The 12772-nt window shown below is 52.4% G+C and carries 13 protein-coding genes and 1 tRNA gene; 9 read left to right on the top strand and 5 right to left on the bottom strand.

Annotated features, from left to right (window positions below; all coding sequences use genetic code 11):
- Positions 1–206 precede the first annotated feature (206 nt).
- Entirely contained in the window at positions 207–1856 is a 1650-nt protein-coding gene (thsB, locus tag NWE93_07040; protein ID MCW3999976.1) for a thermosome subunit beta, read from the top strand.
- 54 nt (positions 1857–1910) lie between these two features.
- Here the strand turns inward: thsB and NWE93_07035 are convergent, their stop codons facing one another.
- Complete coding sequence (locus tag NWE93_07035; protein ID MCW3999975.1) at positions 1911–2339, bottom strand: hypothetical protein; 429 nt, start codon at positions 2337–2339, stop codon at positions 1911–1913.
- Between the two features lie 130 nt (positions 2340–2469).
- Here NWE93_07035 and NWE93_07030 point away from each other — a divergent pair, with 130 nt between their 5' ends.
- The gene (locus tag NWE93_07030) at positions 2470–3399 is read left to right on the top strand and encodes a DUF475 domain-containing protein (GenBank protein MCW3999974.1); all 930 of its coding nucleotides are present in this window, start codon (positions 2470–2472) and stop codon (positions 3397–3399) included.
- Between the two features lie 100 nt (positions 3400–3499).
- Positions 3500–3577 (top strand) — tRNA-Glu (locus tag NWE93_07025).
- On the opposite strand, the gene NWE93_07020 is transcribed toward NWE93_07025, so the two are convergent.
- The 3 genes from NWE93_07020 to NWE93_07010 form a co-directional block, all read right to left on the bottom strand.
- Positions 3578–3811, bottom strand: a complete 234-nt coding sequence (locus NWE93_07020) for a type II toxin-antitoxin system HicA family toxin (GenBank protein MCW3999973.1) — start codon at positions 3809–3811, stop codon at positions 3578–3580.
- Entirely contained in the window at positions 3780–4025 is a 246-nt protein-coding gene (locus NWE93_07015) for a type II toxin-antitoxin system HicB family antitoxin (GenBank protein MCW3999972.1), read from the bottom strand. The genes NWE93_07020 and NWE93_07015 overlap by 32 nt, the downstream gene beginning before the upstream one ends.
- 172 nt (positions 4026–4197) lie before the next feature.
- Positions 4198–5301: a phosphate uptake regulator PhoU gene (locus NWE93_07010; protein ID MCW3999971.1), complete on the bottom strand. Its 1104-nt coding sequence runs from the start codon at positions 5299–5301 to the stop codon at positions 4198–4200.
- Between the two features lie 276 nt (positions 5302–5577).
- Between NWE93_07010 and NWE93_07005 the strand changes: the two genes are divergently transcribed.
- The 6 genes from NWE93_07005 (at position 5578) to NWE93_06980 (ending at position 12205) form a co-directional block, all read left to right on the top strand.
- Positions 5578–6021, top strand: a complete 444-nt coding sequence (locus tag NWE93_07005; protein MCW3999970.1) for a 4Fe-4S dicluster domain-containing protein — start codon at positions 5578–5580, stop codon at positions 6019–6021.
- Between the two features lies 1 nt (position 6022).
- Complete coding sequence (locus NWE93_07000; GenBank protein ID MCW3999969.1) at positions 6023–7303, top strand: FAD-dependent oxidoreductase; 1281 nt, start codon at positions 6023–6025, stop codon at positions 7301–7303.
- A 2-nt stretch (positions 7304–7305) separates the two neighbouring features.
- The gene (locus NWE93_06995; GenBank protein MCW3999968.1) at positions 7306–8427 is read left to right on the top strand and encodes a glutamine amidotransferase family protein; all 1122 of its coding nucleotides are present in this window, start codon (positions 7306–7308) and stop codon (positions 8425–8427) included.
- Positions 8428–9939 (top strand): glutamate synthase-related protein, encoded by a 1512-nt coding sequence (locus tag NWE93_06990; protein ID MCW3999967.1) that lies wholly within the window; start codon positions 8428–8430, stop codon positions 9937–9939. It abuts the gene before it with no gap.
- 4 nt (positions 9940–9943) lie between these two features.
- Positions 9944–10753 carry a hypothetical protein gene (locus NWE93_06985; GenBank protein MCW3999966.1) on the top strand — a complete coding sequence of 270 codons (810 nt, stop codon included), beginning with the start codon at positions 9944–9946 and terminating at the stop codon, positions 10751–10753.
- Positions 10754–10927: 174 nt separating this feature from the next.
- Positions 10928–12205, top strand: a complete 1278-nt coding sequence (locus NWE93_06980) for a winged helix-turn-helix domain-containing protein (GenBank protein MCW3999965.1) — start codon at positions 10928–10930, stop codon at positions 12203–12205.
- Here NWE93_06980 and NWE93_06975 read toward each other — a convergent pair.
- Entirely contained in the window at positions 12194–12742 is a 549-nt protein-coding gene (locus tag NWE93_06975; GenBank protein MCW3999964.1) for a class I SAM-dependent methyltransferase, read from the bottom strand. The two genes, NWE93_06980 and NWE93_06975, sit on opposite strands and share 12 nt — an antisense overlap.
- Positions 12743–12772 lie beyond the last annotated feature (30 nt).

The raw sequence follows: 12772 nt of genomic DNA, 5'->3' as shown, positions 1-12772 counted from the left end.
TCAGCAGACGCCTAGACTATAAATAAGGGGGATAGAGAAAAAATCACACGTCAGAGCCGACCCAAGCCATCTTATACGAGCCTGAACCTGTTTTTCCATAGCAAACAAACTAAACACCCCTCGAAGTCGCCTTAAAGTTTATATTTGCGTTTGATTTTTGGGTATTTCCGAATTAAAATAGGTTCTACTAAAGTAGGGATAACGAAATGGCATATTTAACAACAACAGGTTCAGGACAACCCGTCCTCATCCTTAAAGAAGGAACAACCCGAAGCAGAGGCAAAGAAGCCCAAAGAAACAACATTATGGCAGCCCGAGTAATCGGTGAAGTCCTCAAAACCACCCTTGGACCACGCGGCATGGATAAAATGCTCATCGACAGCCTAGGCGACATCACCATAACCAACGATGGCGCAGCTATCCTCAAAGAAATCGACGTCGAGCACCCCGCAGCGAAAATGATGGTTGAAATCGCCAAAACCCAAGACGACATGGTCGGCGACGGAACCACCAGCGCAGTAGTCATCGCCAGCGAACTTCTCAAAAAAGCCGAGGAACTCCTCGAACAAAACATACACCCAACCATCCTTGTCAGCGGCTTTAGGAAAGCTTCTCAGAAAGCCATCGAAGTCATCAACCAAACCGCTGTACCCCTTGACACCAACGACAAAAACCTGCTCCTTAAAGTTGCCTTAACCAGCATGAGCAGCAAAGCCGTCGGCGCAGCAAAAGATCACCTTGCCCAAATCAGCATCGATGCAGTTAAGCAGATTGCTGAGCAGCGGGGAGACAAAACAATCGCTGACATCGATAACATCCAGCTTATCAAGAAAACAGGTAAAAGCCTGCTTGAAACCGAACTTATCCGTGGCGTAATCATAGACAAAGAAGTCGTGAATCCAGGCATGCCTAAACTCAAGGAAAACGCGAAAATCGCGCTCCTCGACTCAGCCCTGGAAATCGAGAAAACAGAGATAACCGCTGAAATCAGAATCAAAGACCCAACCCAGATGAAAGCCTTCCTCGACCAAGAAACCGACATGCTGCAGGACATGGTCAGCAAAGTCAAAGCCAGCGGCGCAGACGTGATTTTCTGCCAAAAAGGCGTCGACGACATGGTCCAGCATTTCCTTGCTAAAGAAGGCATCATCGCAGCGCGCAGAGTCAAAGAATCCGACATGGAGAAACTCGCCCGCGCAACAGGCGGCAGAATCATCAGCGACCTAGATGACCTCAAGAAAGCCGACCTCGGATCAGCGGGTCTGGTGGAGGAACGCAAAATCGGCGACGACAAAATGATCTTCGTCGAGAAATGCAAAGACCCCCACAGCGTAGCAATCCTTATCCGCGCAGGCCTAGAACGCATGGTTGACGAAGCAGAACGCGCCATGACCGACTCACTGTCAGTGGTCAGCGACGTCATCGAAAACAACAAAATCGTCCCCGGCGGCGGCGCCATCGAAATCGAAATAGCAAAGGAACTCCGCAGGTACGCAACCAAAGTCGGCGGCAGAGAACAACTCGCAGTGGAAGCATTCGCAGACGCCGTAGAAGTCATCCCCCGCACCCTCGCCGAAAACGCTGGTCTTGAACCCATCGACATCCTCGTTGAACTCCGCAGCGTACACGACAAAGCCGAAGGCAAATACCAAGGCATCAACATCTTCAAAGGCAAACTCCAAGACAGCATCGCAAACGGCGTAATCGAACCAATCATGGTTAAAGAGCAAGCCATCAAATCCGCTTCTGAATCCGCAGCTATGATTCTACGCATCGACGACGTCATCACCGCTAAATCCCCCAAGGGCGGTCCAGGCGGACCCGGCGGCATGCCGGGCGGAATGGGCGAAGAGTAAGCTTCCCCAAAAAACCTTTTCTTATTTTAATTCTTTTTTGCAGCTGTAACCTACTTAAAATCGAGACCTGTTTTTGAAGGTTAAAACCAGAAAAATCGCTGCCACAACCCCTGTAACCAGCAGCAGTAGCCAAAACGCCTCCTGAATCGGCGCCCCAGCAATCAGATGCGGCAGCAAAACCGCTACCTCCCCGATTAAAACTCCGAGAAAAATAAATCCAAGGATGGCAAAGCTTGGAATCAGGCTTCTGCCCACCCACACGTAACCCTTCATGCCTACTTTCTCTTTAGCTACATAGTTTCCGTAGGTGTCTTTGATGACTAAGCCTAAATCAAGGAGTTTTTGGAGGTTACGGTACGCTACGCTGGGACTGCTTAGGTTGGCGCCGCGCATCACATCTCTTGGACCTACGGGTTTGCCAGCTTTAACGAGGTAAACGTAGGTTTGGAAGGTTGATGCGTTAAGTTCCTGCTCTGTTTCCAAGCGGCGGCACCGCTACATCATAGTTTGGTCTACCTTAAAAACCAAGTCATAATCATAAATCAAATCGCTTCTATGCCTGAAAAGGATTATAGGTAAGCTTTGTTGCGCTCTAAGTTAAGGCGTACTATCTGTGTCGCTAGTCGAGTCAGTAGCCATCGTGCTTGGGCTAATTGTCTTCGAAGTTGTCAACAGCGTAGATAACGCCATCGTAAACGCTAGCGTACTAAAAACCATGAGTGTGCTGTGGCGCAAACGCTTCCTCTTCATCGGCATCCTGACATCGGTGTTTCTGGTCCGGTTCATCCTGCCTCTAATTATCGTGTGGATATCCGTTCCCACGATAAGCGGCTCCGACCTGTTCCTAGCATTCATCGGGCAAAGCGAAGTTGCAGCAAACGCCATAGAAATGCAAAAACCCCTCATCCTCATGTTCGGCGGAGTATTCCTCCTCTACCTCTACTTCCACTGGCTGTTTCTTGAACCCAAAGAACCCCTATTCATCGAACGCTACCTCAAACAGAAACAAGGGGTATGGTTCTTCGCATTCGCCGCCATAATCCTAGTTGTAGTGATGTATCTAGCGAGGGCAGATTCGATGGTGATGCTTGCCGCCGCCATCGGCAGCGCCACCTTCTTTATCCTCTACGGTTTAAAGCAGACCGCTGAGGAAAGCGAACGCAACCTCGTCGAGGGCACAAGGGGCATGAGTGACTTCTCAAAATTCGTTTACCTTGAAGTACTCGACATGACCTTTAGCTTCGACGGTGTCATCGGCGCCTTTGCCTTCACCATAAACTTGATTTTGATCCTCATCGGCATAGGCATCGGTGCCATAGTTGTGCGGGAACTAACCATCAAGGGCATCGACTCCATAGCCAAATACAAGTACCTTAAAAACGGCGCCTTAACCTCCATCGGGTTCCTAGGCTTCTTTATGGTAGTGGAAGCCTTCAACATAGAATTACCCTCGGTGGTGCCGATAATCGTTACCTTCGCATTAGTCGGCGTTGCCTTCTACCTTTCACGCCGAGCATTAAACAAAACAGCTCCCCAAAGCTAACCCAAAAGCCCCACTGCCCCAGTTTTTTGCCGCTAAACCCGCTGATTTGAGAGTAAGGTAAATTAACAGATGTGGAATGTGTATGTACGCTAAACGGTGCGCTCCGGTAGTATAGTCCGGTCAAGTATAGCGGCCTCTCGAGTCGCGGACCCGGGTCCGAATCCCGGCCGGAGCACCACTAATCCTCTAATAGAACTATGAGGTCCTTTTCTGTTAGGTCTGCTTGTCGGAGAATAGATTTGAGGGTTCCTTTCTTTATTTCAGGGTGCATTGGAACGATTACTATGTTAAAGCTTGTAGCTGTTTTTCTTTTGAGCCGAACATGGCTGCCTTTCTTTCCAACAACTTGAAAACCAGCTTTACCCAATGCTTTGATTAGCTTAAGACCTGATACAGGTTTCAGCTTTGGCATGTGCCTCAACACTCAGGGTTGTCAGGATAGGCGATTTTTTATTTGGAATCTTGGCATCTTCATCTTCTAAATAAAGCTCGACGGCTTCCCGCAGATTCGCTAAAGCTTCTTCCACATTTTTCCCTTGGCTTGCGATGTCAAATTCCGGAGACCATGCGATTTGGACTTTTCCCTCTTTCCACAGTATCGCTGAAAACGTACAGGTTTCAGTCATTATATAAGCCTCATAAGATATCTCATTTTAGTGCCTAATATTTCTTGCATACTGAGTCACCAAACACTTTTTAGATACTATCGTTGAACCCGATAGGCTGGCTATGTATAGCGGTTTCTCGAGTCGCGGACCCAGGTCCGAATCCCGGCCGGACAACCAACATTTTCCACGCTTATTTGTAGGTTAGTGTTGAGCAGAGTTCCTCCACGGTGCGGTTCAACGTAAGTTCCGCCATGTTGCGGCCATAATCGAGAATTCGCCGTGCACTGTCAAAGATCAACCGCAAAATCGCGGTTACATTAGGATCCATTTTCTTGCTGGAAATCAACATGATTATCGAGCTTTCCAGCGGCACCATGGCGTCCCGCTTCGAAATCAGCTTCTCCGCGTCTTTGTAGTCCCGTTTAAAGACTGCTTTGATGGCGTCTTCGTAGAGCTGCTGAGCCTGACTGTAGAAGTCGGTGAGTTGCATGTAGACTTCCTCGTCGAGGGGGTCTTTGATGAAGAGGGTTTCGTCCTGTATGAGCTTCTGGAAGGCTCCAATATTGTTAACTATGTTTAGGGCGTTTTCTCCGATGTTTTCGATGTCGTTGACGGCTATGCGGTAGAGCAGAAACTCCTTAGGCGTGCGGAAACCCAGTTCCCGGTAAAGGTTACGTTCGATGCCATACTTGAGTTGCCGCACAATATAGAGCCCCAAACGATTCACATCGTTGCGTGCATGCATAACGCTATCGTAGAGTGCGCTGCTGTGGTCATCAAGGTAGGCTATGGCGTCGCGGTTGGCTGCAAGCGCCACGATTGCCATGCGGCGGACAGCTTTTTCGATGCCGAACTCGCTGTGTTTGATTAAGATCTGCAGGGTGATTTCGTCGGGTGTTTCATCGATGATTTCCGCCCCCAGAAAGGTGTCTCGGACGAAGTTTTTTGTTTCGATTTTATATTTTGGGGCGTCTTTGAGGTTTTTGAAGTGGATGCGGATGATGTCGGCGCCGATGGCGTAGAGCGCTCTTACCATTCGTAGGGCGGATTCGGTGGGCTCTTTGGAGTCAACGTTGATGAAATATTCTTTGGGTTTGGCGGCGTCGTTTTTGCCTTCTTTCTCCATGATTTTCCGAGGCACCAGTGTGAGGGTGCTGTCGGGTTGGATATTGAAGGCGATTTCGCTGCCGCGTTTTAGGCCTAGGTCTTCGACCCATTCTTTGGGGAGGGATATGATGAAGGAGCCTCTGCCTGTGCATTGGACTCGTCGGTATCCGAGGTCTTTTTCTGCCACCGCTTCCACCTTTGATATATGATTCGTTTAGATTACATAGTTCATTAACTGTCATATAAATGATTATCAACAAGGTTATATAGATTACATGATATTTTGGTGGGCTATCTCCCCATGGGAGGGTGCATTTGATGCCTTTGAACACATGTAAAGTAATAATCAAGAAAAATGATCAACAGACCACCAGCGAGGGCACTTTATGCACGAGTGATGAAGAATTGCATATTTTAATGCTCACGTGCCCACGCTAAACAACAGAAACAGGAAGAAGGATTTATGAAAAAAATAATCGCTAAACAAGAAGCCTGCATCGGCTGCGGACTATGCGAAGTCTACTGCACAGTAGCCCACTCCAAATCAAAAGACCCCATCAAAGCCTACAACAGCGAACACCCCAAACCCATAAGCCGCATCCGACGCGAAGTCAGCAAACCCATCTCCTTTGCCATCCAATGCCGCAACTGCGAAGACGCCCCCTGCGTCACCGCATGCCTAACCGGCGCCATGACCAAAGACCCCCAGACAGGCAAAGTCAGCCACAACAAAGACAAATGCATCGGCTGCTGGACCTGCATCATGGTTTGCCCCTACGGCGCCATCAAAATAGACAAAGAAAACAAGGTTGTCGCCAAATGTGACCTCTGCCAGGACCTCAAAGAACCCGCATGCGTCGCCAACTGCCCCAACGGAGCCTTAATCTTTGTGGAGGTCCGGAGCTAAAATGGCAAAGTACGTTGTAATCGGTGCCTCCGCAGCGTGCCTGGGCGCAATCGAAGCCATACGCGAAGACGACCCCATCGGCACCTTAGTCGCCATCTCTGATGAGCCCTGCCCGCACTACAGCCGCCCCATGATAAGCGACTTTGTCAGCGGCAAAGCCGACTTAAACAAGATGAAATGCCGGAACGACGAGTTCTGGAAACAGAAAAACGTCCAAGCGATCTTTGGCAAAAAAGCCACCGCGCTTGACCTGGCAGCTAAAGCCGTCACCCTTGAGGACGGCGAAAAAATCTTCTACGAGAAGCTCTTGTTGGCGACGGGCGGCAAGCCGTTTGTGCCTAAGATGGAGGGGCAAGAAAAGGACGGCGTATTCACCTTCACCACCATCAAAGATGCCCAGCGTGTCTCCGAAAAAATCGCGGCTATAAACGCCAAGTCCGCGGTGGTTATAGGCGCTGGCTTAATCGGCCTTAGCGTAACCGACGCGCTTAGCAAACGCGGCCTTAAGGTGACGATGGTTGAGTTGCAGGAGAAAATCCTGAGTTTACTGCTTGACCCCAAAGCCTCCGACATGGTTGAAGCCGTGGTTCGGGCGGCAGGCGTCAACATCGTAACTGGGCAATCTGTCCAAAAAATCATCGGCAAACCCGACAACGACGGCGCAGTCGGCGGAGTAGTCCTCACCAAAGGCGAAACCGTGCCCTGTGACCTCGTCATCGTTGCCATCGGCGTAATCCCCCGAACCGAGTTGGTTGCGGGAACCGAGGTTAAAACCAACCGTGGCATAGTTGTGGATAACACCATGCAGACCAATGTACCTGGCGTCTACGCCAGCGGCGATGTGGCGGAAGCCTACGATTTCGTTTTGGGGCAGAATCGTCTGTTGCCTCTGTGGCCCTTGGCAATTGAGGAGGGCCGCGTGGCAGGCTATAACATGGCGGGGCAGAAAACCCTCTATAATGGCGGAACCAACATGAGTAGCCTAAAATACTTCGGCATACCCATCGTTTCCATAGGGTTAGCTAACCCCAAAGACGACCCCTCACTGGAGGTTCTCGTGAAAGCCGACGCATCAAGCAAGGTTTACAAGAAACTGGTGCTAAAAAACAACGTTATCGTCGGCATGACCATGGTGAACTGTATCGAGCGTGCAGGCACCCTATTCTACCTCATGAAGCATGCGGTAAACGTAAAGAAGTTCAAGGCTCAGCTGCTTGCTGACGACTTTGGCTTAGCTCATCTACCTAAGAGCCTCCAGAAACAAATGCGTGTGGTGCAGTAAAGATGGATAAGTACGATAGAAAAATAATCAACCCCTACGGCGACGACAAGGACTTCTCAGCCTGCGGCATATTCGCCATGATGAACACCAGCGGAAGCCGCTTCGGCAGCAAAGACCCCGTGCGGGCCATGGCAAACATGCATGACCGCGGCAACGGCTTAGGCGGCGGCTTTGCTGTGTACGGTATTTACCCCCAGTTCAAGGATTACTACGCATTCCACATCATGTACCTGGGCAAAGAGGCTAAGGAGAAAACAGACCGTGTCTTAGCCTCCAAATTCGACATAATCTACGACGAGGAAATGCAGACAAGACCCTCCGCCGACGTACGCGACCCACCGGTAGTCTGGCGCTACTTTGTCCAGCCTAAGAAGGGGCAACCCGCCGAAAACCAAACTGAAGAGGACTACGTGATAGAGGCGGTTATGCGCATAAACACCGAAACCGGCAAAGCCTTTGTGTTCTCCAGCGGCAAAGACATGGGCGTCTTTAAAGGCGTTGGTTTCCCCGAGGACGTCGCGGATTTCTTCTGCCTAGAAGACTACGAGGGTTACCTTTGGAGCTGCCACAGCCGTTTCCCAACTAACACGCCTGGCTGGTGGGGTGGAGCACATCCATTCAACATACTGGACTGGACCGTCGTGCATAACGGCGAACTTTCCTCTTACGGCATCAACCGCCGCTACCTCGAAATGCACGGATACAAATGCACCATGCAAACCGACACCGAAGTCCTCGCCTACGCCGTGGACCTGCTAATGCGACGTCAGCGTCTCCCAGTGGAGCTTGTAGCACAGGTTTTTGCTTCTCCGCTCTGGGAAGAAATAGACCAGATGGAGCCAAAGCAAGCCGGTCTACTCAGTGCGCTACGCCAAACCTACGGTAGCCTGCTTATGAACGGGCCCTTCGGCATAGTTATCGCTCACCATGGCGAAATGATTGGGCTGGGCGACCGCATAAAGCTGCGGCCGATGGTTGCCGGCGTCAGGGGCGACTTGCAGTTTATCTCCTCCGAGGAGGCTGCGATGCGGCTGGTTTCGCCTCAACTGGACAAGTTTTGGGCGCCCCGCGGCGGTGAACCCGTGGTTTGCAGACTTAAAAGCATGAAATCGGAGAGACCATAAATGAAAACTTACGTTATACCCGAGTACCTGGTGGAACGCGACGAGAAACGCTGCATAAAATGCAAGGTCTGCGTGAACCAATGCACCTACGACACCCACTTCTATGATGAAGAAACCGACTCGATATGCAGCAAAGACGAGAACTGCGTTAACTGCATGCGCTGCGTCACCTTCTGCCCAACCCATGCTATAACCATCCGCAAAAACCCCAATGCCACCCGCGACAACGCCAACTGGACCTACGAAGCAGTCCGCGACGCCAAGCGGCAAGCGGAAAGCGGCGCCGTCACCATCACAGGCATGGGCTGCGATAAACCCGCCTTCACATTTTGGGATCGCATCCTGCTTAACGCCAGCCAAGTCACCAACCCCAGCATTGACCCGCTGCGGGAACCCATGGAAATCCGCACTTACCTAGGCAGCAAACCCGACCATCTCGAAGTGGCCTACCAAGACGGCGCAGCGGAACTTAAAACCCAGCTTACTCCCCAGCTCTGCCTCGATACACCCATCATGTTCTCCGCTATGTCCTATGGCGCAATCAGCCTCAACGTACATGCAGCCTTAGCGCGGGCAGCATCGGAATGCGGCACATACTATAACACCGGCGAGGGCGGCTTGGACCAGAGCCTGTATCGGTACGGCGACCACACCATCGTGCAGGTTGCGTCGGGCAGATTCGGCGTTCACCCCCAGTACCTTAACTCGGGCGCGGCGGTGGAAATCAAAATTGGGCAGGGCGCAAAACCCGGCATCGGCGGGCATCTCCCAGGCGAGAAAGTCACCGAGCCCGTTGCGAAGACCCGCATGATTCCCACAGGCACCGACGCGCTTTCACCTTACCCCCAGCATGACATCTACTCCATCGAGGACCTACGCCAACTCATCTATGCACTAAAAGAAGCCACCAACTACACCAAACCCGTCAGCGTCAAAGTCTCAGCGGTCCATAACATCGCAGCCATCGCAAGCGGCATCGTCCGAGCAGGCGCAGACATCGTTGCAATCGACGGCGTCCGCGGCGCAACAGGCGCAGCTCCCAAGGTTATCCGAGACAACGTCGGCATACCCATCGAGATGGCGCTTGCACAAGTTGACCAGCGCCTCCGAGACGAAGGCATCCGCAACCACGCCTCCATCGTGGCGGCAGGCGGCTTTCGAAACGCAGCTGACGTCTTCAAAGCCATCGCATTGGGCGCAGATGCAGTGTACATCGGCACCGCGGCGCTTGTTGCCATCGGCTGCACCGTATGCCAACGCTGCTACACAGGCAAATGCCCATGGGGCATCACCACAAGCGACCCATGGATAGGCAAACGCGTCAACCCCGAAATCGCTTCCCAGCGCCTCATCAACCTGCTGCACAGCTGGAGTCACGAAATCAAGGACATGATGGGCGGCATGGGCATCAACGCCATCGAATCCCTCCGCGGCAACCGCTTGGCGCTGCGTGGCGTCGGATTGAATGCGGCGGAGCAGAAGATACTGGGCATTAAACTGGCAGGAGAGTAAGAAAATGCAGATCCCCCCTCGAGAAAACAGCAAAGTAATCGACCAAAAATACCTCAACCGCGTCACAAGCGAAGGCAGCACAGTCAAAGTGGACGCATGCGACCTCTACTACAGAGACCTCAACTGCATCCTCCGCGCAGTCATCCAAACCCCCGGCATCCAGCGCCTCGAAGTCCACAACGTCTGCGGCCAACGCTACATCGGCACCGACCTAAACACCACCCTCCCCATCCACGTCTACGGCACCCCCGGCAACGATATGGGCGCATTCATGAATGGACCCAAAGTCACAGTGCATGGAAACGCCCAGGACGGTTGCGGCAACACCATGAACGAAGGCGAAATCGTCATCCATGGACACGCAGGCGACGTCACCGGGCACAGTATGCGCGGCGGCAGAATATTTGTTAAGGACTACGTGGGCTACCGCGTCGGCATCCACATGAAGCAGTACCAAAAGAAGGTGCCAACCATCGTCGTCGGCGAAACCGCAGGGGACTTCCTGGCTGAGTACATGGCAGGCGGCGTCATCGTTATCTTAGGCCTCAACCTTGCGGGCTGCGAGAAATGCCGGGCACGCTTCGTGGGCACAGGCATGCATGGCGGCGTCATCTATGAACGCGGCGACATCCTGGAGCCCGTCGAGGGCACCAAAACCCAGCCGGTGGGCAAACGCGACATGGCCGTTATAGCCCGGCTGGTGGAGCAGTACTGCAGCTATTTTGGCGGCGACCCCAAAGTCATCCTATCGGGCAACTTCAAAAAGATACTGCCGCTGTCCTCAAGGCCCTACGCTAAACTCTTCAGCCACTAAAACCCCCTTTAACGGGGTAATCCCATTTCTTTTCTGCTCCCAAATCTCCTGATCTGCCGTAGAAAACCCCTTTTCCACCCTGATTCTGCTCGATGCCCCCTGGATGGCTTTTCTGCGGCTGCTTCGACAAGTTTTATACCTTAAACCCCACATATGATGCCCTATGGGTTAGGCATGGCAGCTAACGAGGAAGAAATCTACAGCATCATGTTTACTTCTCTTAAGCATCCTGTGCGCCGCAAAATCCTACGCATACTCAGCGATAAACCCCTTACGTTTGGGGAACTCGGCGACATCATCGGCGTCTCCAGTTCGCATCTCACCTACCACCTGGAAAGCCTCGGTGAACTCATTTACAAGATGGAAAACGGCAAATACCGGCTCTCCGCGTTTGGCAAAGCCACCGTCAGCGCCATGAAGGGCGTTGAGGAAGCCCCCGAAGTTGAAGCTAAACGCCGCGTGAAGCTTGCGCCTAAATGGAAAACCGTCTTCGCCGTGTTGGCGGCGGCTGTTCTGTTGCTGAGCGTTTTTGCGGCGCTGCAGGTTTCGACCCTGAATCAGTTGGCTGCTACACAGCAGAGTTTAGCGGCGGAAAACCAGCAGTTGCTTTCCTGGGGTGTGGGAACCAGCAAAGTCGCCGATGTCCTGCATGACGTGGCGCAAATCGACACTGCCAAATACAAAATTACGCTGCTCAGCAACACCTTGGAGTACCGAACCGACTTCGACGTAGCCGAGGAAGTCATCAAGTACTCGCTAACCAGCCCCGGCAGCAACCTTGACGCAAGCTTCCGCTTCCGAGGCAACCACCTTTCCCGCTACCAACTCACCGCCATCGAAAGCACCCCGCTGCTAACCCAGGCTGCCCCCGCCAGCACATTGGAAGCCGCTAAAGCAGCGCTTAACCGCTACAAAGCTTACTCTGGCGACAGCTACCTAGACGAAATGAGCAACTTGCTCTCTGCAATCAACCAAACTCAGGACCTGTCGGTGACGCAGGGGAACATGAAGCTGCAAATCTCCAGCTTCGGCGACAGCACAGAGTTTCTCTGGATGTACACCCAAAACGGCGTTGACTTCAGCGCCAAAAGCCTGCGGATGACCTTTGAAAACCGCGTGTTAACGGCGTTGACGGATGGCTACTTCCTCTTCACCATCGGCAACACCAACCTTGATGTTTCACAGTCAGAAGCAGTCACCATCGCCCGCAACCACATAGCCTCCTTAACCTGGAACATCGACGGCGCACAAACCAGCGGCTTCAGCACTTTGGAAACGCCCGTTTCGGTGGAGCTTCTGCCGCATCCCAGAGGTGACTCCGTGGCGCTTGTCCCCTACTGGTATGTGGTGCTTCAGCTGGATAAAACCTACTCCGGCGGCATAAACGAGGCGGCAGTGGGCATCTATGCCGACACGGGGGAAGTGGCGGATGTGCAGATGCTAAGCGGATAGCACCGCGATGTAGCAGTTAATTGCCTCTTCATCCAAAAACCCCTCCAGGGCCATCCCTGAGGCTTCCAAGGCATCCATGAATTGATGCAGCGGAAAAGCCTTCTTAAGCCCAGTCACCACTGCTTTGCCGCCGACCCCGACGACGCGTTTTATCTCCTGAAGGGTTAACGCGGGGCTAGGCATGTTCTGCAGCACCGTGAAGGCAAAGGCCGCCTCAAAGGCGCCGCTGCGGAATGGCAGGTGATCAGCGTCTGCCTGCACCACCGAAACGTTACCGTACCCCTTCGACTGCGCTTTGGCTAAATCTAAAAGTTTTCTTGAAATATCAACGCCGATTAGCCACTGTGTCTTCTGGGCGGCTTCTGGGAAAAACATGCCTGAGCCGCAGCCAACATCCGCGACTACAGCGTCGGCTACGTTTACGGTTTGGAGGGCTCTGCGGTATTTGCGGCGTTGCTCTTCTCGGTAGCGTTCGTCATACATTGTTGCGGTGATGTCATAGCGCTGTTTTATCTGCCGCTTCTGTTTCCAAGCCATCTGCTTTGTGCCTCAAGAAATCTTATGTAC

This window comes from Candidatus Bathyarchaeota archaeon (assembly GCA_026014735.1).
GTDB lineage: Archaea > Thermoproteota > Bathyarchaeia > Bathyarchaeales > Bathycorpusculaceae > Bathycorpusculum.
This window is presented reverse-complemented; position numbering and strand designations above follow the sequence as displayed.